This window comes from uncultured Duncaniella sp. (genome assembly GCF_910577345.1).
GTDB lineage: Bacteria > Bacteroidota > Bacteroidia > Bacteroidales > Muribaculaceae > Duncaniella.
This window is the reverse complement of record NZ_CAJTMT010000001.1, coordinates 277,603-299,698: the sequence shown is the minus strand read 5'-3', so window position 1 is coordinate 299,698 and position 22,096 is coordinate 277,603. Positions and strand designations below refer to the sequence as shown.

Sequence of the window (22,096 nt, the reverse complement as noted above, 5' to 3'; positions counted from 1 at the left end):
GTTGCCCTGAAGGTTGCCGCGGCGCCCGTGTCATTTATCTAAGCGGTGCCTCGCTTTGCTTCGGCACTCGAGCAGCCTACCCCCCGGCTATGGACGAGCAGCCCATTGTTGCCGTCACCGGAAACCGGTCTGACTTGCAACGCGCCGGTATACATGGCCTTGCAACCCATAAGACGTGCGGCATACCGTGTCGCCACGGTACCCGGTGGGCTCTTACCCCACCTTTTCACCATTGCCTGAATCCCTCAGAGGGGAGACGGGCTGTTATTTTCTGTCACGTTACTCTGCCGTCGCCGACAGCTCACTGTTAGAAAGTATGGTGCTCTGTGTTGCCCGGACTTTCCTCTTGCCGCTCCGGAGATCAACCTCCATCGGCAAGCGACACAAGCGTCCTGCTACCGTAGGGGCAAAGGTACAAATAATTTTCAAAACCGTTGCCATTGCGACGGATTTATTGTATTTTTACACGTTCTTATACATTTTTTGTCATGACATTCGCAGATGTTCTTGTTCCCGTTCCCATCATGGGGAGCTTCACCTACAGGGTACCCGCCGAGATGTCCGACACGCTGAGTGTCGGTCACAGGGTCATTGTTCCGTTTGGCCGTAAGAAGTTTTACACCGGTATTGTCACCGGTCTCAGCAATATAGGGCCGGAGGATTATGAGGTGAAGGACATCGCGTTTCAGCTCGACTCGCGTCCGGTCGTGAGGCATCCGCAGCTTAAATTCTGGCAGTGGGTAGCCGACTACTATCTCTGTACTCCCGGTGAGGTGATGCGCGCGGCTATGCCGGCAGGATTGAAGGTGGAAAGCGAGACTTTCATAATGCCCAATCCTGACTATGAGGAGCGGGAGGATGAACGGCTCAATCAGCGGGAACTGGCCGTGATGGAGCTTCTGCTCAGCACCGACAAGAAAATGCCGCTCGATGTCATTGCCAAGAAAACGGGTTTCGCCAACATTGTCAGTGTGGCTAACTCGCTGCTGGCAAAGGAGGCGGTGATGATTTCTGAAAATCTGGTGGAGCGTTACCGCTCACGCAAGGAGACCTACGTCCGCCTTGCGATTCCGAAAGGGGATTCCGATGCGCTCCACAAGGTGTTTGACAGCGTGAAGAGTGGTGGCAAGCAGGAAAAGGCCCTTCTTGCACTTATAGAGCTGTCGGGCTTCATGAGACAGGGTGGGGAACTCAACGAGGTCACCCGCACGGAACTTATAGAGCGCGCGGCTGTCACGACCACCGTCGTTGCGGCTATGGCAAAGAAGGGAATAGTGGAAATCTACACCAAGGAGGTCAACCGTTTCAGTTATTCCGGTCTCGTGAGCGGTAAGCTGCCGGTGCTGACCGACGCGCAGGGTGCGGCGCTCGATGCCGTCCATAAATCATGGCTTGAACATGATGTCACCTTGCTTCACGGGGTGACATCGAGCGGTAAGACTGAGCTTTACATACATCTGATTGACTATGTCATCCGCAACGGTCGTCAGGCGCTTTATCTTGTTCCGGAAATTGCTCTGACCACTCAACTCACAGGCAGGTTGCAGAGGGTGTTCGGCGACAAGGTGGTAATTTACCATTCAAAATTTTCCGACAATGAGCGTGTCGACCTCTGGAAGAAGCTTCTTGAATCATCGGAACCCTGTGTGGTCATCGGAGCGCGCTCGTCAGTCTTCCTGCCATTTGCATCACTCGGCCTTGTGATAGTCGACGAGGAGCATGAGAGTGCCTACAAGCAGCAGGATCCCGCACCGCGCTACAATGCGCGTGATGCAGCGATGGTGCTTGCGTCGATGCACGGAGCCAAGACCCTCCTTGGAAGTGCGACCCCCTCGATTGAGACATACTACAAGGCAACCACCGGACGCTTCGGCCTCGTTGAACTGACAGAGCGTTTCGAGGGGATGAAACTGCCGGAGATGAGAGTCATCGACATGTCGGATGCAAGGAAAAAGGGGCTTGTGAGCGGTACATTCGCTTTCGAGACCGAACGGCTCGTCAATGAATCGCTCAAGCGAGGCGAGCAGTCGATACTTTTCATAAACCGACGCGGATATGCGCCGATTGCAAGATGTAGACTTTGTGGTTATGTCCCTAAATGCAACAATTGCGATGTCTCGCTGACCTACCACCGTCATGTCGACAAACTCGTCTGTCACTATTGCGCTACCCCCTACGCAGTGCCGGACGTGTGTCCTGCCTGTCAGGAGCCGGGTATAGAGGTGCTTGGCTACGGGACTGAGCGAGTCGAGGAGGAAGTGGAGTCGCTTTTCGGCAATGCGACGATAGCGCGCATGGACCTCGACACTACCCGCAGCAAGGACAGCTATGAGAATATAATCGACAGTTTCTCCAAGGGGAAGTCACAGATTCTTGTCGGCACACAGATGGTCACCAAGGGACTGGATTTTGACCGTGTAAGCACCGTTGGGGTGGTCAACGCCGACAGTGTGATAAATTTTCCGGATTTCCGCTCTGCCGAACGGGCTTTCAATATGATTGAGCAGGTGGCAGGACGCGCGGGTCGGCGTAACGACAACGGCATTGTTGCAATCCAGACCTACAATCCGTCACATCCCGTCCTGTCGTTCCTCCTTCAGCATGACTACAAGGGTTTCTATCAGCATGAACTTGCGGAGCGCCGTCAATACAACTATCCTCCCTTCGTGCGTGTCATCTATATCTATCTGAAACACCGCGATCAGGCTGCGGTGTCGACCATGTCATTTGAATATGCCGCGCGTCTGCGCGAACTTCTCGGCAACCGCGTGAGCGGGCCTGACGAGCCATACGTTGCCCGTGTGCAGTCAATGTATATAAGGAGGATAATGCTTAAAATCGAAAACAACGCTTCGATAACAAAAGTCAAGAAACTTCTGAATGATGTCAGAATCGAGATGACCAACCGGAAACTACTTTCCGGTGCCGTGCTTTACTACGATGTTGATCCAATGTAGGGCATAGCAGAGCGGGATTGCAGCAAAAGCTCCGATGGTGTCGGCGACAGCATCGGCGATGTCACCACTGCGTCCTATATGCATGGCATTCTGCATGAATTCAACGGCGATTCCGAAAACACAAACCCAGACGACGGCAATGAACGCGCCACGGAGATTGAGGGTGCGCCCTGCGCGGTGACGTTCGAATATATATGTAAGCGCCAGGCCACCGAACATGCAGCAGTGTGCAATCTTGTCGGCTCCCGGGAATAAAGGAATATCCTCCTCCCCAAATGGCTTGGGAAGGAGGGTAAGGTAGAGTATGACGATGCCCACCGCGAGCGTAAGCTGATAGGGTGGAATCCATCGCAGATGTTTCATGTTTTTTCGTGCTTATCTTGCAGCCATGAGGCTTTGGTTCATCATCTGACGGTAGGCCATGAGACCGTTTTCAGAAAGCTCAACCACGTTGCGTGAGCCATCCATTCCGGGAACTGAGACATGGGTTTCGTCAATGAAGGTCACGAGTTCGTAGCTTTCACCGTTCGGGAGAGCGACGCTCCAGCTCTGGTCTTCCTTGTCGAAGTCGAGGCGCACGACCGATTTGTCGTTTTCAGATGTGATGGTGTATCCCTTTCCATCACATTCGACGATATAGCGTCCGTCCTTGCCGTCAATGACCTTTGTTCCGCAGGCCACGGGGTTGTCACCGCTCCAGAATTCGATTGAGTTGATGACGAGAACGTCGGCGAGAGCAGCCACTTCATAGACAGGTACAATCCAGAAGGCGATGAATACGAGTTCGTTGACGAACTTGTTGTCAATCTGCTGGTTCCAGCTCAGGAGCTTGTTGGTGAGGGCGAAGCTGCCGATACAGGAGGTGGTGAGCATCGAACCGCAAAGCGTCAGTACGATTGCAACGGGTAAAAAGCGTTTTTTCATTAGAATAATGTAAAGTGATGAGTTAGTAAAAAGGGTTGTTATAGAACTTGGTTGACTGTCTGTTCCTTATGCCACAGCCTTTGTCTTGGCCTTGTTGTAGAAGGCATAGACACGGTTGACGTAGTCGTAGGTCTCGCGTCCGCGTGAATATCCGAATTTCACCACCGGGTCCTTGTAGTATTTCGGATTGGATTTCCAAAGGATTGCCTTTGCAACATTGTTGTCCCATTTCTGAGGATTCAATCCGTATTTCTTAGCCAGATTGATGGCGTCTTTCACATGTCCTAGTCCGGAATTATAGGAGGCGATGACAAATTTCTTGCGCTCTTTCTCGTCAGGTACAAGTTTTGTGAGCTGGCGGTCGAGGTCGTTGAGGAACTTGAGGGCGGTTTCAATCGCCACGTCGTTCTTCATGACGCTTTTTGCGGAAGCTCCGTAGCCCTTGGCCGTTCTCGGCATTATCTGCATCAGACCTCTTGCTCCTGCCCACGATACGGCTGTCGAATCGAATTTGCTTTCGACGTAGGCCTGCGAAGCAAGGAGTTTCCAATCCCAGTCATAGTCTGCGGCGTAGCGCTTGAAGAGGTGGTCGAAAGGCGACACTCCGGGGCCGTTCAGCGCATAGTATTTCGCGTTCGGGTCATTCTTGCTGAGCTCGAAATAGCGTTTGAGGAGCTGAGCCTGTTCCTGACGGGGATTGTCGCTGTTGAGCCATGAGTTGATGCTGTCGCCGAGCCATGCTTTATCGGGAGCCACTGCCCAGCTCGAACGCTGCTCGAAGCTGAGGGGGAGGGTGATGTCGAGATCATTGTAGTAGGTCTTGTTGATGCGGGCAATGTCGCTGTCGACAACCGTGAGGGGGATTTTCCCCTCGCTGACCATTGCAATGAGGTCCTCGGTAATCATCGTGTCGCGGTCGACGGTGTGGATGTTGATTCCACCTCCGACCTCCTGATTGAGATTGCGGATGCGGGCTTCGTATTTCGAGTCGGACTCGACGTAGACATCCTTACCGACGAGGTCGGTGACATCCGTTATCAGTTCCTCTTCACCCTTTTTGGGCTGCACGAGCACCTGTGTGGTTATGTTTTCCGGCCCGCAGGGGACAACGCGGTCCTTGTATTCAGCCGTGACAGGCACTTCGTAGGCAATCAGGTCAACCAGTCCGGAATCGAGCATTTCGACGGCGCGGGACAGCGACGGCGCGATTTCCATTTTCAGAGTCATGTCCTTGTCGGCGGCAAGCGCTGTGACGAGTTCATAGTCGTAGCCCATCTCCTGGCCTCGGTAGATGAAATAAGCTTCGGGGCTGTAGAGAGTGGCCACACGGAGGGTGTCGGGTAACTTGTGATGTCCTGAATCCTGAACGGTTTTTCCGGATGTGTTGCCGTTTCCTCCACATGAAAATGTCAGTGCGCCGATGCCAATGACGGCGAGTGCGGTGAGAATCCCTCTTCTCATAGTAAATATGTTGATTAATGTTATAAATCAGTTATGTTTACATCCTGCCGGCGAGACAGAGGGATTCGGGATTCCGGCCCTTTCGGGTCGTGGAATCAATACTCGAACACTCCGGCTTCCGACTTGATGGTAAGGCGGTTGGACGGTGCGTCCTCGACGCGGCCGACGATGCGTGACTCAATGCCGAATCCGGCAGCGATTTCCATCACCTTGGCGGCTGCTTCGGGGCGGACATAGATCTCCATGCGGTGACCCATGTTGAAGACCTTATACATCTCGCTCCACGGTGTGCCGCTTTCCTTCTGAATGAGTTCGAAGAGCGGGGGCACGGGGAAGAGATTGTCTTTGATGACGTGTTTGTTCTCGACAAAGTGGAGCACCTTGGTCTGGGCACCACCTGTGCAGTGGACCATACCGTCAATCTCGTCGCGCATGTCGCTGAGGAGTTTCTTGATGACGGGAGCGTAGGTGCGGGTGGGAGAGAGCACGAGCTGTCCGGCTGTCAGGCCTGTGCCCTCGACTTCGTCGGTGAGGTGCTTTGAGCCTGAGTAGACGAGATCTTCAGGAACTGCAGCATCAAATGTCTCGGGATATTTTTCGGCGAGATATTTGGCGAAGACATCGTGGCGGGCGGAGGTGAGTCCGTTGCTACCCATGCCACCGTTGTAGCGGTCTTCGTATTTTGCCTGACCGAAGGATGCGAGGCCTACGATAACGTCGCCGGCCTTGATGTTGGCGTTGTTGATGACATCGGCGCGACGCATACGGCAAGTCACCGTAGAGTCGACGATGATTGTGCGGACGAGGTCGCCCACGTCGGCGGTCTCACCGCCGGTAGAGTAGATGCCGACACCCATTTCGCGGAGAGTGGCGAGGAGTTCCTCAGTGCCGTTGATGATTGCAGAAATAACTTCGCCGGGGATGAGGTTCTTGTTTCGGCCAATTGTAGATGAAACGAGAATATTGTCGACAGCACCGACACAGAGGAGGTCGTCGATGTTCATGACGAGAGCGTCCTGCGCGATACCCTTCCAGACGGAAAGGTCGCCGGTCTCGCGCCAGTAGGCGTAGGCAAGCGAGGATTTTGTTCCTGCTCCGTCGGCATGCATGATGTTGCACCATTCCGGATCTCCACCGAGGATGTCAGGGATGATTTTACAGAATGCGTGGGGGAAAATGCCCTTGTCAACATTTTTAATTGCGTTATGGACATCCTCCTTGGAGGCTGAAACACCGCGAAGATTATAGCGCTGGTCACTCATAATGTCTCGTAATTGAAAGTTCAACAAATGTGAGGGATGGTTGGTTTAAATTAAATTTTTGCAAAATTACAAAAAAATGCCGAATGGAGGCCTCAACAGCCGCATATTTTATACGGGAATCGAGAGCATCGGGATGTCGGAGTGGAAGAGGAGCTTATGGGCGAGGGTCGGGTTGAAGAGACGGGCGAAGATGTTTTTGCGCGGAGTGGGGACTGCAATCATGTCGACGTGCAGCTCCTTGTCGAGCCCCTCGAATTCCTCCATCTCGTGGGAAAGGGAGAGACGGACTGATTTGAACGTATAGGCCGGATAGTTCTTGCGGCAATAGTCGAGGAGATTGGCTATTGCAGCGGGGTCGCCGTCGGGTTTTCTTTTTGTCGGGAGAGATGTGAGGTTGACCGAGAGCGCGCAATCGGGGAAGAGACGGTAGAGGGCATCGAGCGCAAGAATGTCCTGCTGCTTTGAGGATGCGAAATAGACCACCTCGCGGATTTCGTCGGTGCGTTTGAAGCGCAGCGATTCGGGGACGGTGAGGACGGTCGAGCGACAGGTGTCGAGCACCTCGGCTGTCACGCTTCCGAGCATCGCGCGGTTCTGCTTGTCGGTGCCACGGGTGCCCATGACGATGAGGAAGGGATGGTGGGAGGATGAGTAGCTGTTGATGACCTCTTCGGGAAGTCCTTCGGTGATTTCCGATGAGAACATTACAGGAGGGATGACGCCGTCCTTGATTTTCTCACGCAATTTTGCCTCGAAGTCCTTCATCTGCTTCTTGCTTATCTCGGTCAGCGTCTTGTCCTCCTCAATCTGCTCGACAGCATCGGCAGTGCCGTCGAAGGTCATCGAATCCGATAACTGGAGTGATGCGCTGTTGGCAACGATAGGGTCGAAGAATGAGTGGAGGAGTTTGATGCGGGCCTTGTGGATGGCGGCTATGTGGAAGGCGAGGAAGCAAGCCTGGACCGAGGAGGTAGAGAAGTCGGTCGGGACCAATATCTCCGGCCCTCCGTCGGGACACTCCCTGACTGCTTCGGGCGAGAAAATCTCGATGTTCTCAATCAGTCTCAGCGCCATCGGGAGGTCACATTCGTGGATTCTCACCCTTATGCCGGATGATACGACAGGATTGGTGAGATTGACATTCTGGAGCGCGACCTCGATGCCTTCACATTCGAGGATGTTTTTCAACTGATGTGCCTTTTCGTAAGTATGAATGGCGATGGTTATAAATCTGTCAGGCTGCATGGGCGTCATTGATGATGATTATAGATGTTAGTACCACTGTTAAAACGGACGAAAGGACAAAAAGTCGTTGGCAAGCAGCGTCTTTTTGTCCTTTCGTTGATATTTTCCTGTTTTTGTGATGATTACTCTTCCTTGTTTTGTCCCTGGAGAATTTCGAGTGCCATATCATAAATGGTAGTGTCGTCGAGGACTACAATACCGCCGTTGGGGCCCGGTTCAATGTGAACGCCACAGTTCTTACCGAATTCATAGTTTGTGCCACCGAAGTAGTTTCTGACTGTCTGGGGGGTAACGTTAAGTTTGTCGGCTATCTGGCGGATTGAACCATCGGGCAGACTGTCTTTGATGCGACGGAGATCGTTGAACGAGATAGTTTTAGTCATGATACTTATAGGTGTTTGGGGGTTAATACTGAGTTTTGTTGTATGTGTGGGTTTGTAATTTTGATTTCCACGTCACTAAATTAGGGTTTAATTTCTATTCAGGCAAATAAAAGAAGAAAAAAAAATCTATGTTTTAAAACACGTTTTTATTTTGAACTTTTCATTCTTAAAATAACCTTTTGAGTGACAATAATTAAACCCATCCCCGCTCTCAGATTTTCTCGACGGCGGCTGCGTTGATCCATGCGCGGTGTGCATTGTCAACCTGCACGTCATACCACAGAGAATTGATTGAATCAGTGGTTGAGCGTACTGAATCGAGGATTTCAACGCGGGTTCCCTCATGAAGAAGCATCGCTTCCTGAGTGCGGTCCTTCGGGACACGGGGACTTGTCGAGAGGATTGTTGAAGGCGAGGTTATGATAGCGACATTGTCGGCAGTCGCGATGGCAGCCGAACGGAAGGCGAGATAGACGAAGCAGAAACATCCGAGGAGAGCGAGGAAGCCTCCGAAGAAACCGACTTTGCGGACTGCGACGGCAGAAGAGAATATGTAGGCCAGCGCGCCGAGGATTGTGAGGGTGAAGCAAGCGAATGCCAGCCACGCCCAGACGTTGGAGCGGGATGAGTTGGCGGCGGCATCGAGAGCGTTGCCGAGGAAGGTCCCGCGCTCACCGGGACGGTCGGCTATCCTTGAATTCACGAAGTCAAGGTTGTTGCGCGCATCATCGAAAGTGGGATCGAGACGCAGGGCGCGCTCGTAGGCAAGAATCGCCTTGCCCATCTCGCCGAGACGGTAGTAGCAGTTGCCGAGATTGTATTGGAGGGTTGCTGATGTGCCCTCGGTGGCGATGACATGAAGATAGGTGTCGGCAGCCTCCTTGAAATTGTCGGCTGTGTAGGCTGAATCCGCCTGCTGGATAAGAGATGACTCTGATTTTGCCGAAAAGCAGCAGGCGATTATGATGAGCAGTGAGAATATATGTTTCATTTTCTGTTGCTTTCAAGTTGGTTAATGGCATTGACACCGCGCTCGAACACGCTGTCCATCCGGCTTGAGCTGTCGGGGGTGTAGCGTGCCATCTCGCAGTCGTCAAGTACGGAGACAATGGCTTCGGCGCTCTCCTCGGAGTAGCCTTTCGACGAAAGTGTGGCCGAGATGTTGTCGCGCGAGAGCTGGGAGACTGGCATTGCGAGTTTGTCGGAGAGGTAGCCCCAAAGAGCGCGGAGCATCTCTTCGTAGAACTTGTCGCTGTCGCCGGCTTTCATGAAGCCTTCGGCAGCTTTGAGGCGGCGGCGCGCAACCTTGCTTGCCTTCGCTGTCTTGCGACCGGTGATGTCGGCGTTCAGACGGGTATTGCGGCGGTTCATGACGATGAGAGCTATCGCGATGATGAGGAGGCCGAGATAAAGGAACCAGTACCACGACTGGAGAACGACCATTGAATGTTCCTTGGCGGGATTCTTGTCGCCAAGGTAGATGTGGCGTATGTCGGAATTCTTGTTCTCGACATCCTTCTGGTCAGCGGTGACGGGAGCGGAGACACCCTTCGCAACCTTGATGGGATAGGTGGGGGTGTTGAGGGTCACATACTGTTTGGCCTGAGGATTGAAGTAGACAAACTTGTCGCTGCCGATGGTGAAGTCACCGACGCTTTGGGGAACGAAGGTGTATTCGACTGTCATGCTGCCGGTGACATCATTGCCCTGCACGGTGGCCTGAATGTCGCTCTTCGGAGTGTACTGCTCGAATTCAGAGGGGAAGTCGATGACAGGCTCCTTGACATACTTGATGTTGCCGGTACCACTGATTGTGTAGATGAGAGTGGCGGGGTCGTTGGTACGGAAAGAGTTTCCGACAAGACGGCTGTCAACCTTGAATGTTCCGACCGCACCGGCAAAACCTTCCGGCTGGGGCTGGGGGAGGGGAAGGATGTTGATTGAAGCTGAGTTGGAGTTGACCTTGATTTTGGCCTCCTTGGGCTGACGCACCTGGAACATGCCCATGTTCACGTTGTCGTATTGAACAACGGAGATGTCGTAGTTGCCGGAGTTGATGGTGAGCTTTCCGCTCTTCTGCGGGAAGATGATACATTTCTTAAGGATGGCGGTCATGTAGTTCTGACCGTTGTAGGTCTCCACCTGATTGAGCGAGGGCTGGAGGTCTACTTCCTGAATCAAGAAACCGTCGAATGCGGGCTGACGGGTGGGGAGGAAGGATGAGATGCTGTACTTGGTGTAGAGCTTGATTGTACATCCGATTGCCTCTTGCTCGTAGGCCGAGGATTTTGAAAGAATGATTCTCACGAAGACATCATCGCTGTTGACACGTCGGCCTGCAGCCTGGGTGTCGACATCGTTCACATCTACCGGGCGCTGCGATGCGGGAGTGTTGGCTGCATCGGTGTCATAGATGGTGAAGGTTACGGCCTTTGTCGAGTAGCGCTTTCCATCGGCAACGACAGTTGCGGCCGGGATGGTGAAAGTACCAGGTTTGTCGGCCTTGTAGTAATATGTATATTCAGTCACGGAATTGGACGATTCCCTTCCGTTAATCACCTGATAGCTATGCGATGTCGATACTGAGGGGCCGTAGAGAAGCGTACAGCCGTTGATTTGCGATACCTTCAGGTCCGAACCTTCGGCGTTCGAGAGACGGAAGGTCACGGGGAAACGCTGGCCCTCATAGACGCGGGTCGGCGGCTTGACTGTGAAGCTTACCTCTGCCCGAAGTGTCAAGGGGCCGACGAGCACGGCAAGCAATATAAATAGGATGAAACGTTTCATTCAGATGTCAGTTTGTGAGGTTGAATCTTGTTTCCGTAGAGATTGAATTTTCTTACCAGGGGTTGGTGACGGGACGGCGTGAGGGTGCGCCGGTCTTTTTCTTCTCGGCGTTGACACGGGCACGGGTAGCATTCTCCTCGTTCTCCATTGCTTTCAGAATCTTCTCGGCATTCTGCTGGCTTATGCCGCCCTGCTGTTGCTGAGGCTGATTCTGCTGCTTCTGGTCAGGTTGCTGCTGCTGTTGCTGCTGGTCCTGCTTGTCGTCCTTGTTCTTATCCTGATTTTGGTTCTGGTCCTGATTCTGATCCTGCTTGTTCTGGTCTTTTTTGTCCTGGTCTTTGTTCTGGTCCTGATTCTGGTCTTGGTTTTGGTCCTGATTCTGTTGGTCTTCAAGACGTTTCTGAGCCAGACGGAGGTTCTCGCGGGCTTTGTCGTTGTCGGGATTACGGCGGAGGGCGTTCTTGTAGAGTTCGATGCTCTTCGCGTAGTCCTGACCGTTGAAGGCTATGTTTCCGAGGTTATAGAACGCTTTTTCAGCGATAGCGATATTCTCGGCATCGCGTGTGAGGTTCTGCAGGATATTGGTAGCCTCTTTCTGGGTTTCGCCTGAAGCGGAACCTTGGCGCAGGAGCGAGGCAGCGAGGTTGAACTGCGCGATCTCGTTCATGGCGTTTTCCTGCAGGGCCTTGCGGTAGGCAACCTCGGCCTCCGCATAGCGTTGCTCGTTGTAGAGCTTGTTGCCTTCGACGATATAGTTGCGCTCATGGCGTGTCGATGTCGACTTGCTCTCGGCCATTACGGGCGTAACGGCGAGTGCAGCCATGAGTGAAAGTAAAATCTTTTTCATTTCTTGCCTCCTTCCTCTTCTTTAGTGAAGAAACGGTATTTTTTGAGCCATGAAATCTTGCGTGTCACTGTCACTGAGTAAATCACGAGCAGGATGAGCGAGATGAAGGCGAAAATCGGGAACTGTTCGCTCTGGGGAGAGAAGGATTTGCGTTCGAAATCGCCTTGCTCGAGTTCGTCCATCTTCTGGTCGACAGCGTCAATGGATGAGTTGGAAGCGCCGTTGACATAGATACCGTTGCCGGCCTTGGCGATCTGTGCGGCTGTCTCCTCGTCGTGGCGAGTCACAACTTCTTCGCCTGTCATCGGATTAATCATGTACTTGTCCTTGCCGACGGGAATGCGCGCACCACGTGATGTTCCGAGACCGATAACATCGACCTGTATTCCGGCGCTTGCAGCGCGTTTGGCCGCCTCGACAGCATTGTCCTCGAAGTTCTCGCCGTCGGTGATGACCACGATGGCCTTGCCCATGTCATCGTTAGGCGTGAAGGAGTTCATCGCCATTTCAAGCGCGGCACCGATAGCGGTACCCTGAGTGGGAACCATATCAGTAGTGATACCGTTGAGGAACATTTTAGCCGAGATATAGTCGGAAGTGATGGGGAGCTGGGTGTAGGCATCTCCGGCGAAAACGATGAGACCGACCTTGTCGTTGGTCATCTTGTCGATGAGTTTTTCAAGGATATGCTTTGAACGCTGGAGACGGCTTATGCCATGGTCATCGTCGGTCGAGGATGCGAGCATGGAGTTCGAGACGTCAAGGCAGACCATGACTTCGATACCGCGCGAGGTCTTCGTCTCGGAAGCGTCGGGTTCGAGACCGCCTGTGGCCCTCGGGCGCGCAATCATGAAGACGAGTGCCGCGATGACGAGAAGCGAGAGCACCATCTTGACCCAAGGCATGTATTTCGACACTTCCGGCATCAAGGCCTCGATGACTTCGGGACGGCCATAGCGCGCAAGCTTGCGCCGGCGGCTGTAGCGTGTCCAGATGAAAAGGGCGGCCACTGCGGGAAGCAGAAACAGCAGATATAACAGATGTGGATATGCAAACGAGATCATAGACAGAGTTGTTTAGGGGATTGTCCTGAAAACGGTGTAGCGGAGGAGAACTGCAAGACCGAAGAGGCTGAGGGCAGCGATGGCCCAGGGGAGATAGTCGTCCTCGGTGCTTGTGAAGTTTCTCAAATCCATTTTGGTTTTTTCAAGACGGTCGATTTCGGCGAATACGTCCTTGAGGACATTGTTGCCGGTGGCACGGAAGTATTTTCCGCCGGTTGTCTCGGCGATTGTCTTGAGTGTGGCTTCGTCAATGACAACGGGGAGGTTGACATATTCGATGCGGCCAAACATGTTTTCCTGAGGATAGGGAGCGGTGCCGTTGGTGCCGATGCCGATGGTGTAGACCTTGATTCCAAGCTGCTTGGCAATCTCGGCGGCAGTGATGGGAGCGACGTTGCCGGTGTTGTTGGAGCCGTCGGTGAGGAGGATGATGCTCTTCGACTTGGCCTTGCCGTCCTTGATGCGGTTGATTGATGTGGCGAGACCGTCGCCGATGGCCGTACCGTCCTGGAGCATACCCATCTTTATGTCGCCGATATAGTTGGCGATGAGGGAGCGGTCGGTGGTCATTGGGATGGCGGTGAAGCTTTCAGCCGCGAAGATGACCACGCCGATATTGTCGCCCTCACGTCCGGCGACGAATTTAGCTGCCACATCCTTTGCTGCCTCGAAACGGTCGGGCTTGAAGTCGCGCGCCAGCATACTGGTCGAGATGTCCATCGCGATTACGATGTCGGTACCCTCGACACTCGATGTGTTCCACGAGTCGCGTGTCTGCGGACGTGCGAGCACTATGATGACGCAACCGATGGCGCCGAGCTGCAGGATGAAAAGAATGTGGCGCAGGGATGCAAGCAGAGAGCGCGGTGCCTTTCCGAAGGCCGAGACGGTCGACACTTCCATGGAGGCATAGAGCGAGCGCTGCTTATAGATATACCATGCTATGAGCGGTATGAACAGCAGAAACAGCCAAAGGTATCCGGGGTTTGCCAGTAACATTTTCGCTAATTATGGTTTTGGGTTGTTGTTTTCGTTCTTTTTGCCTTCTTCCTTCCCGGAAACTGCATTCTTGCCTTCTTCTTCAGAGGCTTCCTCGGCAGGAGCGGGTTTGGGCTTGGTGTCCTCGACAAACTGCATTGCGGAGGTGAAGGCGCGGACATTGTCGTCGGGGAGAGGACGGACTTTCGCGAATTTCACGAAGTCGGCGGTTTCGAGCACGCGCTCCATGTTTTCCTTCGAGAGTTTTGCCTCCTCGTTGGCCTGAATGGTCTGACGGATCTGTGTTGAGGTCATCTCCATTGCGTTTATGCCGAAGCGACCCTGAAGGTAGACACGCAGAATGTCGGTAAGGCGGGTGTAGAATTCCTTTTCGCGACCGCTCTCGCAAAGTTTCTCGGAGCGGAGACGGTTGAGCTCGTCGACAGCCTTCTCGTAGGGTGGCACAGGCTTGGGAGCGGGAGCTGCAAACGGATTTTTCTTGCGTTTGAGAAGATAGAAGGCGTAGGCACCTCCGCCAAGCACGATTATGAGGGCGAGAATCCACAGACCGTAGTCAACAATGAAATCGGGGAGATAGTCAATGAAACTGCGGTCAACGTCGGCGACGTCAGCATAGTCATGGATTGTCTCCAGCGAGTCGACATCTGCGGGATAGACCTTAAGCACGAGTCGGTTGGAGCGGAAAGTGTCGTTGCCGACGACATACATGATGGGGTTCATGCGGTAGACACCCGAGTCGAAGGACTGGAGGACGATGTCCTGCTTCACTTCGATGCGGTCGTTGCCAAGCTGAGTGGTGTCGGCTTTCAGAAGTTCGAGAATTTCGACTTTGTCACACATCGAATCCTTCGGGATAAGCAGCCGGCCTTCAGGGTTGGCGGGAGCGACAAGCTCAAGATGGAGCGGCGTGGTGCGTCCCATCAGCAGGAAGGCTGAATCAAGGCTGAGTTTCACGGTCGGACTCTGCGCGGTGGCAGAGGCGGCGAACATGGCTGTGAGACTTATCAATAATATGCGTAGCGGTCGAAACATAAGTTTTTTAAGTATGTAACTCTTGGATTGATTTGTGAGAGTCGGTTGAGGAGGAGTTGTGGAGATGGTGAGGCGGATGGTTCGGCATCAGCGGACACCACGGTTCTTGAAGAGGGCCATGAGGGAGCGTGCAAAATCCTCGTCGGTCGCGATCGAGGTATGGTCCACGCGACATTTGCTCAATGTCGCCATCATGGCCTGCTGACGTTCATACCACCATTTGCCGTAGGCCTGACGAGTCTGTTTGGAGGAGGTGTTGACCCATCGGGTGCCACCTGTTTCAAGGTCCATCACGCGCATCAGACCAACGTCGGGGAGGGAGGTGTCGCGTTTGTCGTAGACCTGAATGGCGATGATGTCGTGCTTGTTGCAGGCCACCTGCAACTGGCGGGTGTAGTCATGACTGTCGATGAAGTCGGAGATGACGAAGGTGGTGCATCTCTTTTTCAGCGCATCGGTGAAATAGCGGAGTGCCACGCCGATGTCGGTGCCGGGACTTTCGGGGGTGAAGTCGAGAAGTTCGCGTATGATGAGAAGGATGTGTTTCTTTCCCTTCTTCGGGGGGATGAACTTCTCGATTTTGTCGGAGAAGAAGATGACACCGATTTTGTCGTTGTTTGTAATCGCCGAATAGGCGAGTGTAGCGGCTATCTCGGCAATCATCTCGCGCTTTTCCTCACCGACCGCACCGAAGAGGCGGCTCCGGGACACGTCGATGAGCAACATAACCGTCAGCTCACGCTCCTCTTCGTAGACTTTCACATAGGGGTGATTGTGGCGTGCGGTGACATTCCAGTCGATGTCGCGCACGTCATCACCATATTGATATTCCCTGACTTCCGAAAAGGTCATGCCTCGACCTTTGAAAGCCGTGTGATACTCTCCCGCAAATATGTTTTGGGAGAGTCCACGGGTCTTTATATCAATTTTTCTAACTTTTCTAAGCAGTTCGTTAGCTTCCATACGGAGGACGCGGAATGGTTGTGGTTATGGGGTAGGGTTTAGGGCACCTCGACCTTGTCGAGAATTTCAGAGATGACCTGGTCGGTGGTGATGTTGTTGGCTTCAGCTTCGTAGGTGAGGCCGATACGGTGGCGGAGCACGTCGTGGCAGACGGCGCGGACATCCTCGGGGATGACATAGCCACGGCCACGTAGGAAGGCGTAGGCACGCGCAGCCTTTGCGAGACCGATTGACGCACGGGGTGAAGCTCCGAAGCTGATCATGCCTGCGAGGTCCTTGAGGTTGTAGTCGGCTGGATTACGGGTTGCGAAAACGATGTCGACAATGTAGCGCTCAATCTTCTCGTCGAGATAGATTTTCTCAACAATCTTCTGCACCTCGATGATTTCAGAGGGATGGAGAAGGGGACGTACCTCAACCTTCTCGCCGGAGATGTTCTGACGGATGATGAGCTTCTCCTCTTCCTTGGAGGGGTAACCGATGATGACTTTGAGGAGGAAACGGTCCACCTGCGCTTCGGGGAGGGGGTAGGTGCCTTCCTGCTCGATGGGGTTCTGGGTAGCCATGACGAGGAAGGGTTCGTCGAGCTTGAAGGTCTTTTCACCGATTGTCACCTGGCGCTCCTGCATGGCCTCGAGCAATGCGCTCTGAACCTTGGCGGGGGCACGGTTGATTTCGTCGGCAAGTACGAAGTTGGCGAAAATCGGGCCGCGCTTGATCTGGAACTGTTCTTTCTGAACGCTGTAGATCATTGTACCGATGACGTCGGCAGGAAGGAGGTCGGGGGTGAACTGGATACGGCTATATTTTGCGTCGATAATCTGGGCGAGGGTCTTGATGGCAAGGGTCTTCGCAAGACCGGGGACACCTTCAAGGAGTACATGCCCGTTGGAGAGGAGCGCGATGAGAAGTGAATCTACCAGATGCTTCTGACCAACTATGGTCTGATCCATCCCTCGCGTGACAAGATTTATAAAGTCTTTCTTTCCGGCAACGAGATCGTTGAGTTCGCGGATGTTTACTGACTCGCTCATAGTTTCAGTAGTGAAGTTTCGTATATAATGTTTTAATTAAAATTCCTTCAAAGTTGATGAAATGGAATACAAAATTATAAATAACAACAATTATTGTGTGAAAAAAGTGTGTTAATTTTAGCTATTTTTCGTTTAACAATATAGAAATCCGTGCAAAGAAATGTGAATGGCAAACGCCTCCGCAAAGGCTGTCGCAGAACGTCGACAGACGGCTTTACGGAGGCGTTTGCCATACAGTCCTAAGCGTGAGATGTTTCACTCACGAGACTGTCCGGAATGGGGGAAGGCGCAATTATGCCCGACCGGGAGAATCAGCGGAGGATCTGAGCGGCTTTTGCACGGGCTTTGCGCAGGCTCTCTTGATTGGAGGCGTCAATGCCATACTTCTCAGCTGCGGGAATCACGAGGACTTCGCCGGGCTGCATGTTGTTGGGGTTGCGGATCTTCGCCTTGTTTTCCTCGTAGATGTAGACCCAGAAGTCCTTGCTGCCATAGTGTTTCTTGGCCATATTGGTGATAAGGTAGCCGCGACGAATGGTGTCGGTGACAACTGCCGCAGTGGCTTTCGCGGGCGCAGGGGCAGCCTCAGGGGCAGCGGTTTCTGCCGGGGCCGGAGTGGCGGTTTCGGCTACCGGAGCGGCCGATTCAGCAGCAGGTGCAGTCTCCGTCTCAGGAGCGGGTTGTGCGTTCTGATTCTCGGTCGCGAAAATTTCAAGGAGGTCATCGGTGCTTTCTTCCTCGCTGTTGAACACCGATGACTGGTGCATGGTCGGGAAGAGGTGGTCAATGGCAAGATATACGCCACATGCGCCTAAGGCGAGACCGACAATGATGCCGACAATAAAACCGGTCCAGAAGTTGCCGTTCCCGTTTCCGTTGGCCGGAGCCGGAGTTGAGACATATTCCTCCGTGTCATCGACGAATTCTTTGACAGGCTTGGGCTGCGGAGCGGTGGTGACTTTCGGAGCTTTCGGCGGCTCGGGAACGGGCGCAGGTTCGGGCTTGTGAAGCGGTTTGATGTCGGGAGGAGTGAGGACTTGCGGGGTGCCGAAGTTGCTGGCCCGATGCTCGACAGGCTCTTCGACTGCAGGGGGAGGTGCAGGCTTGCTTTCAGCAATGATTTCCTCAGTCTTCTCCTCGACTGCATTTTCAGCCGGAACGACGGTTTCCTCAATCTTGGTTTCTTCTATTTGTGTTTCTGCAGCCGGTGTTTCCTCGACGGGCGTTTCCTCAATGTGGGTATCCTCGACGGGAGTTTGTGGAGTTTCGGCCGGCTGAGGGTTGACAGGTATGTTGAGGGTATAGCTTGCCTCAACGGGCTTGTCCTCAACTATTTCCTCAACGAGTGTGGTGGCCTCTTCTTCGGCGGGGGTAGCAGTTTCTTCGGCTGTCTCGCTTTCCCCTTCGGGAGCTTCCGGAGCGGTTTCTTCGGGCGAAGGTGTGGTTTCTGCCACAACAGTAGTTTCTTCTGTGACAGTAGTTTCTTCGGGCTGCGCGGTTTCCTTGGTCTCCTCGGATTGCTGCTCACGGTCGACTTCAAGGAGCATGTCGTCCGAAAGGTCATCGTTGAGTGTCACGGCCTCAAACATTGCGAATGGGGCATTGATGACATCGGTAATCTCCTTGTCGGGGACAAATTCGACGGTCCTCTCGCCGTCAACATCAATAACTGTAAACGAGCCTATCTCCTTGATTCTGACGTTTTCCCCGGCAGTGAGGGCTTCGGAGATGAGATCAAAGAAGTTTTTGACGAAAAGCTCTGCGCTTTCCTCGCTTATGCCCGTTGCGGAGGCAATGCGGGCCGAGAGGTCATGGAATGGTATTTTCTGATTCATCGTGCTAACTTTTTCCTGAGGACAATGCTTGGTTGAAACTCCATTGAAATCACCGGCGGGTAGAGCTTGCGTTCACCGGAGGTTTCATCAGTGATAACTCTTTCTTCAGTCTTGGAAGATTTGAATGTCCCGAATCCGGGGACAGCGATGGAGTCGAGTTCGGAGCCTGCTTCGCGGAAAATCACGCTCAGTCCATCGACAAGGGTCGTCACCTCGGCCGGTTCGCGGTTGAGGCGCTTTGACAATCGTGAGATAAAAGCTTTATTGTCCAATTTCAATCAAAATAAGGTGCCGCGAATTGCGTAGCGTGTATCGCGGACGTTGTTTAACTTCAATGAATATTACTGTAAAGTCCGGTAATGCCTATCGCCATCAAAATGAGGCTCTCAAGAACTTCCTCTGAATTGTCGCGGGGATGACTATTGCAATTTTAGACGGGCTGTTTTTACCGGATTGTGTATTCTCGTTCGCTAAGGTACAAAGAAAAACTTTTTTCAGCTAATTTATTTTAAATTTTCTGTAGCATATTTGCATCAGGGTCAAATCCAGGTATGGTGGAGCTGAAAATATTGTCAAGTTTAAAGCATGAAAGGGCCGAGGATACCAGAAATGAGAAAGAGACAGATGAATCTTAGAAATCCGGTTGTTCATCTGTCTCTTTTGTCAAGTAAGTCCTGTATATCAATTGATAGAGGTGTTCAGATATGGACTTTATTGCCGCTGACGGCAGTCCGGCTTAGTAGTTGCGTGCGAAGATTACGCGACGGGCTGAGGGCTTGCCTGTGACCATGCAGAAACCGGGAGTGTCGTCGCCGTCGAGAGGGATGCAACGGATTGTGGCCTTGGTTTCGTCCTTGACCTTTTCCTCTGTTTCGGTTGTGCCGTCCCAGTGGGCGAGGATGAAGCCGCCTTTCTCGATTTCTTCCTTGAATTCCTCGTAGGTCTCGACGGTGCGTGTCATCGACTCGCGGTGTTTGAGCGCTTTCTGGAAGATGTTCTCCTGGATTTCTTCAAGGAGTTTGGCAACATAGTCGGCGATGCCTTCGAGGGGTGCCACATGCTTTTCGAGAGTGTCGCGGCGCATGACCTCGACAGTGCCGTTCTCGATGTCGCGCGCGCCGATTGCAAGACGCACGGGGATGCCTTTGAGCTCGTAGTCGGCAAACTTGAATCCGGGGCGCTTGTTCTCGGAGTCGTCATACTTGACGCTGATGCCGAGAGCGCGGAGCTGGTTGACGATAGGCTCAACCTTGGCGGAGATTTCAGCAAGCTGCTCGCTGTTCTTGTAGATGGGCACGATGACCACCTGGATGGGAGCGAGGTGGGGAGGAAGCACGAGGCCGTTGTCGTCGGAGTGGGTCATGATAAGCGCACCCATCAGACGGGTGGACACGCCCCATGAATTTGCCCAGACATACTCAGGCTTGTTGTCCTTGTTTACGAAGGTCACGTCGAAAGCTTTTGCGAAGTTCTGACCGAGGTTGTGGGAAGTTCCCGACTGGAGGGCCTTGCCATCCTGCATCATGGCCTCGATGGTGTAGGTGTTGAGTGCGCCTGCGAAACGTTCGTTGGCTGATTTCACACCCTTTATCACGGGCATTGCCATGTATTTCTCGGCGAAGTCAGCGTAGATGTTGATCATCTGCACGGTGCGGGCTTCTGACTCCTCGGCGGTTGCATGGGCGCAATGGCCTTCCTGCCAGAGGAATTCGGCTGTGCGGAGGAACATGCGGGTACGCATCTCCCAACGCATCACGTTGGCCCACTGGTTGCAGAGCACGGGGAGGTCGCGGTAGCTGTGGATCCAGTTCTTGTATGTGCCCCAGATGATGGTCTCGGAAGTAGGACGGACAATGAGTTCTTCTTCAAGACGGGCATCGGGATCGACAACGACACCGTTTCCATTGGGATCGTTCTTGAGACGATAGTGTGTCACGACGGCACATTCCTTGGCGAAACCTTCGACATGCTCGGCCTCACGGCAAAGAAACGATTTCGGGATGAGAAGAGGGAAGTAGGCGTTCTGAACGCCGGTTTCTTTAAACATCTTGTCGAGAGTCTGCTGCATCTTCTCCCAGATGGCATAACCGTAAGGCTTGATGACCATGCAGCCACGCACTGCGCTCTGCTCGGCGAGGTCGGCTTTTACAACAAGTTCGTTATACCACTTTGAATAATCTTCACTACGTTTGGTGAGATCTTTGAGTTCCTTTGCCATTGTATAGAGGTTATATTCTTAAGTTTTGTGATAATTTGAGATTGTATGGAGTGCAAAATTACAAAATTTATGCTTTCGCACAGTTATTTCAGTGTCCCTTTTTGAGCCATTGAAATCAACTTTGGCCCGGGAATCAGAAATATTTCAAGACGACGGTTCTCCCGACGGCCTTTTCGGCTGTCGTTAGGGACGAGCGGGTCTGTGTCACCGAGCTCGTAGGGGATGATGATGAGGTCCTCGTTGACGTTGTTGAGGAACCAGTCATATATGGATGTGTTGCGCTCGTGTGAAAGCCAGAGATTGTAGGTCGGGGAGCCGGTGTTGTCGGTATGCACGGCATAGACGACCTTGAACATCATCGGGTCGGTGATATGGGATATTATAGGTCTGAGTTTCGTTGCTGCTGTCGCGCTCAGGAGGGTGTCGTTTGGAACGAAGAGGTCGTCGGTCGGAATCGTGACAAGAACCACCTCATCATCGCGCATGAGGTCGACAATGTAGTTTTTCTGAGCAAGATTATGGCCAATACGGCTCATGTAGGCTTTGACGGCCGCATGTTCGGATTTGCCCACGGCAGGAACTTTGAGATTTTCCTCAAGATCCAGATCCATGTAGGCACTCTCGTCATAACCGGCATAAGGGTCATTCTTGTTTTCCTTTGCCGTCAGGCCAAGAGAGAGTCCCGACATTGCGACGGCAAGCAACGATGCTAAAATGAATCGTTTCATAAATGTCAGTTATGTTTATTATATATTGTTAACCGGAGTTGTTTATCAGAAATCCTCCAGAGATTGTTCGTAACGGAGTTCCGCCATGACGAGCGGTTCCACATCCTCGCGCTTTACGGGCGAGTCAGTGTCTTTTGAAAGCATTTTTCCGACATGCTTTATAAGGGCATCGGTATTTACCTCCTCATCATCGGCTTCGGCGTCGATGTCGAGGAGACCTTGGTCGTCATACCAGTCCCAGATGATGTCGATGACATTGAGCAGTTCGTCATCATCATAAAGTTTTGAGTTTTCGTCGGAGAGGACGGCGCGCATTGCCTTTATGGCCTCTTTTTCGTCAAATTCTTTCATATATAG

20 protein-coding genes and 1 other RNA gene are annotated in these 22,096 nt (G+C 52.9%); 1 reads left to right on the top strand and 20 read right to left on the bottom strand.

Going from position 1 to position 22,096, the window contains the following annotated elements:
* Positions 1-27: 27 nt before the first annotated feature.
* An RNA gene (gene rnpB / locus QZ310_RS01160) (RNase P RNA component class A) lies at positions 28-385 on the bottom strand.
* 103 nt (positions 386-488) lie between these two features.
* Here rnpB and priA point away from each other — a divergent pair.
* A complete protein-coding gene (gene priA / locus QZ310_RS01155) occupies positions 489-2,957 on the top strand; it encodes a primosomal protein N' (RefSeq protein WP_297069490.1) in 2,469 nt (822 codons plus the stop codon).
* Here priA and QZ310_RS01150 read toward each other — a convergent pair.
* The 19 genes from QZ310_RS01150 to QZ310_RS01060 form a co-directional block, all read right to left on the bottom strand.
* Entirely contained in the window at positions 2,913-3,320 is a 408-nt protein-coding gene (locus tag QZ310_RS01150; RefSeq protein ID WP_297069487.1) for a VanZ family protein, read from the bottom strand. The two genes, priA and QZ310_RS01150, sit on opposite strands and share 45 nt — an antisense overlap.
* Before the next feature lie 12 nt (positions 3,321-3,332).
* The gene (locus QZ310_RS01145; protein WP_297069485.1) at positions 3,333-3,881 is read right to left on the bottom strand and encodes a DUF3332 domain-containing protein; all 549 of its coding nucleotides are present in this window, start codon (positions 3,879-3,881) and stop codon (positions 3,333-3,335) included.
* A gap of 66 nt (positions 3,882-3,947) precedes the next feature.
* The gene (locus QZ310_RS01140; protein ID WP_297069483.1) at positions 3,948-5,342 is read right to left on the bottom strand and encodes a transglycosylase SLT domain-containing protein; all 1,395 of its coding nucleotides are present in this window, start codon (positions 5,340-5,342) and stop codon (positions 3,948-3,950) included.
* A 95-nt stretch (positions 5,343-5,437) separates the two neighbouring features.
* Positions 5,438-6,604 carry an AIR synthase related protein gene (locus QZ310_RS01135; protein WP_297069481.1) on the bottom strand — a complete coding sequence of 389 codons (1,167 nt, stop codon included), beginning with the start codon at positions 6,602-6,604 and terminating at the stop codon, positions 5,438-5,440.
* A 108-nt stretch (positions 6,605-6,712) separates the two neighbouring features.
* Positions 6,713-7,849 carry a universal stress protein gene (locus QZ310_RS01130; protein ID WP_297069479.1) on the bottom strand — a complete coding sequence of 379 codons (1,137 nt, stop codon included), beginning with the start codon at positions 7,847-7,849 and terminating at the stop codon, positions 6,713-6,715.
* Positions 7,850-7,971: 122 nt separating this feature from the next.
* The gene (locus QZ310_RS01125) at positions 7,972-8,232 is read right to left on the bottom strand and encodes a DNA-binding protein (RefSeq protein WP_297069477.1); all 261 of its coding nucleotides are present in this window, start codon (positions 8,230-8,232) and stop codon (positions 7,972-7,974) included.
* 211 nt (positions 8,233-8,443) lie between these two features.
* Positions 8,444-9,223 carry a tetratricopeptide repeat protein gene (locus QZ310_RS01120; RefSeq protein WP_297069475.1) on the bottom strand — a complete coding sequence of 260 codons (780 nt, stop codon included), beginning with the start codon at positions 9,221-9,223 and terminating at the stop codon, positions 8,444-8,446.
* Positions 9,220-11,019 carry a BatD family protein gene (locus tag QZ310_RS01115; protein ID WP_297069473.1) on the bottom strand — a complete coding sequence of 600 codons (1,800 nt, stop codon included), beginning with the start codon at positions 11,017-11,019 and terminating at the stop codon, positions 9,220-9,222. The genes QZ310_RS01120 and QZ310_RS01115 overlap by 4 nt, the downstream gene beginning before the upstream one ends.
* Before the next feature lie 52 nt (positions 11,020-11,071).
* The gene (locus QZ310_RS01110) at positions 11,072-11,866 is read right to left on the bottom strand and encodes a tetratricopeptide repeat protein (RefSeq protein ID WP_297069471.1); all 795 of its coding nucleotides are present in this window, start codon (positions 11,864-11,866) and stop codon (positions 11,072-11,074) included.
* On the bottom strand, positions 11,863-12,930 hold the full coding sequence (locus QZ310_RS01105) for a VWA domain-containing protein (protein ID WP_297069469.1): 1,068 nt from the start codon (positions 12,928-12,930) through the stop codon (positions 11,863-11,865). Before QZ310_RS01105 ends, QZ310_RS01110 begins: the two co-directional genes overlap by 4 nt.
* A 12-nt stretch (positions 12,931-12,942) precedes the next feature.
* Complete coding sequence (locus tag QZ310_RS01100; RefSeq protein ID WP_297069467.1) at positions 12,943-13,929, bottom strand: VWA domain-containing protein; 987 nt, start codon at positions 13,927-13,929, stop codon at positions 12,943-12,945.
* Between the two features lie 9 nt (positions 13,930-13,938).
* On the bottom strand, positions 13,939-14,961 hold the full coding sequence (locus QZ310_RS01095; protein ID WP_297069465.1) for a cell wall anchor protein: 1,023 nt from the start codon (positions 14,959-14,961) through the stop codon (positions 13,939-13,941).
* An 87-nt stretch (positions 14,962-15,048) separates the two neighbouring features.
* Positions 15,049-15,924: a DUF58 domain-containing protein gene (locus QZ310_RS01090; RefSeq protein WP_297069462.1), complete on the bottom strand. Its 876-nt coding sequence runs from the start codon at positions 15,922-15,924 to the stop codon at positions 15,049-15,051.
* A 38-nt stretch (positions 15,925-15,962) separates the two neighbouring features.
* Positions 15,963-16,958: a MoxR family ATPase gene (locus tag QZ310_RS01085; RefSeq protein WP_297069460.1), complete on the bottom strand. Its 996-nt coding sequence runs from the start codon at positions 16,956-16,958 to the stop codon at positions 15,963-15,965.
* A 311-nt stretch (positions 16,959-17,269) separates the two neighbouring features.
* A complete protein-coding gene (locus tag QZ310_RS01080) occupies positions 17,270-18,793 on the bottom strand; it encodes an HU family DNA-binding protein (RefSeq protein ID WP_297069458.1) in 1,524 nt (507 codons plus the stop codon).
* On the bottom strand, positions 18,790-19,065 hold the full coding sequence (locus QZ310_RS01075; protein WP_297069456.1) for an HU family DNA-binding protein: 276 nt from the start codon (positions 19,063-19,065) through the stop codon (positions 18,790-18,792). The genes QZ310_RS01080 and QZ310_RS01075 overlap by 4 nt, the downstream gene beginning before the upstream one ends.
* Before the next feature lie 464 nt (positions 19,066-19,529).
* Positions 19,530-21,011 carry a proline--tRNA ligase gene (gene proS / locus QZ310_RS01070; RefSeq protein WP_297069454.1) on the bottom strand — a complete coding sequence of 494 codons (1,482 nt, stop codon included), beginning with the start codon at positions 21,009-21,011 and terminating at the stop codon, positions 19,530-19,532.
* 83 nt (positions 21,012-21,094) lie between these two features.
* Positions 21,095-21,739, bottom strand: coding sequence for an OmpA family protein (locus QZ310_RS01065; protein WP_297069452.1), 645 nt, complete (start codon positions 21,737-21,739; stop codon positions 21,095-21,097).
* Between the two features lie 45 nt (positions 21,740-21,784).
* Positions 21,785-22,090 (bottom strand): hypothetical protein, encoded by a 306-nt coding sequence (locus QZ310_RS01060; RefSeq protein ID WP_297069450.1) that lies wholly within the window; start codon positions 22,088-22,090, stop codon positions 21,785-21,787.
* Positions 22,091-22,096: the final 6 nt, after the last annotated feature.

What these genes read in the sequence shown, in the direction of transcription:
- priA (WP_297069490.1), top strand. Translation starts at nt 489, where the DNA reads ATGACATTCGCAGATGTTCTTGTTCCCGTTCCCATCATGGGGAGCTTC.
- QZ310_RS01150 (WP_297069487.1), bottom strand. Translation starts at nt 3,320, where the DNA reads ATGAAACATCTGCGATGGATTCCACCCTATCAGCTTACGCTCGCGGTG.
- QZ310_RS01145 (WP_297069485.1), bottom strand. Translation starts at nt 3,881, where the DNA reads ATGAAAAAACGCTTTTTACCCGTTGCAATCGTACTGACGCTTTGCGGT.
- QZ310_RS01140 (WP_297069483.1), bottom strand. Translation starts at nt 5,342, where the DNA reads ATGAGAAGAGGGATTCTCACCGCACTCGCCGTCATTGGCATCGGCGCA.
- QZ310_RS01135 (WP_297069481.1), bottom strand. Translation starts at nt 6,604, where the DNA reads ATGAGTGACCAGCGCTATAATCTTCGCGGTGTTTCAGCCTCCAAGGAG.
- QZ310_RS01130 (WP_297069479.1), bottom strand. Translation starts at nt 7,849, where the DNA reads ATGCAGCCTGACAGATTTATAACCATCGCCATTCATACTTACGAAAAG.
- QZ310_RS01125 (WP_297069477.1), bottom strand. Translation starts at nt 8,232, where the DNA reads ATGACTAAAACTATCTCGTTCAACGATCTCCGTCGCATCAAAGACAGT.
- QZ310_RS01120 (WP_297069475.1), bottom strand. Translation starts at nt 9,223, where the DNA reads ATGAAACATATATTCTCACTGCTCATCATAATCGCCTGCTGCTTTTCG.
- QZ310_RS01115 (WP_297069473.1), bottom strand. Translation starts at nt 11,019, where the DNA reads ATGAAACGTTTCATCCTATTTATATTGCTTGCCGTGCTCGTCGGCCCC.
- QZ310_RS01110 (WP_297069471.1), bottom strand. Translation starts at nt 11,866, where the DNA reads ATGAAAAAGATTTTACTTTCACTCATGGCTGCACTCGCCGTTACGCCC.
- QZ310_RS01105 (WP_297069469.1), bottom strand. Translation starts at nt 12,930, where the DNA reads ATGATCTCGTTTGCATATCCACATCTGTTATATCTGCTGTTTCTGCTT.
- QZ310_RS01100 (WP_297069467.1), bottom strand. Translation starts at nt 13,929, where the DNA reads ATGTTACTGGCAAACCCCGGATACCTTTGGCTGTTTCTGCTGTTCATA.
- QZ310_RS01095 (WP_297069465.1), bottom strand. Translation starts at nt 14,961, where the DNA reads ATGTTTCGACCGCTACGCATATTATTGATAAGTCTCACAGCCATGTTC.
- QZ310_RS01090 (WP_297069462.1), bottom strand. Translation starts at nt 15,924, where the DNA reads ATGGAAGCTAACGAACTGCTTAGAAAAGTTAGAAAAATTGATATAAAG.
- QZ310_RS01085 (WP_297069460.1), bottom strand. Translation starts at nt 16,958, where the DNA reads ATGAGCGAGTCAGTAAACATCCGCGAACTCAACGATCTCGTTGCCGGA.
- QZ310_RS01080 (WP_297069458.1), bottom strand. Translation starts at nt 18,793, where the DNA reads ATGAATCAGAAAATACCATTCCATGACCTCTCGGCCCGCATTGCCTCC.
- proS (WP_297069454.1), bottom strand. Translation starts at nt 21,011, where the DNA reads ATGGCAAAGGAACTCAAAGATCTCACCAAACGTAGTGAAGATTATTCA.
- QZ310_RS01065 (WP_297069452.1), bottom strand. Translation starts at nt 21,739, where the DNA reads ATGAAACGATTCATTTTAGCATCGTTGCTTGCCGTCGCAATGTCGGGA.
- QZ310_RS01060 (WP_297069450.1), bottom strand. Translation starts at nt 22,090, where the DNA reads ATGAAAGAATTTGACGAAAAAGAGGCCATAAAGGCAATGCGCGCCGTC.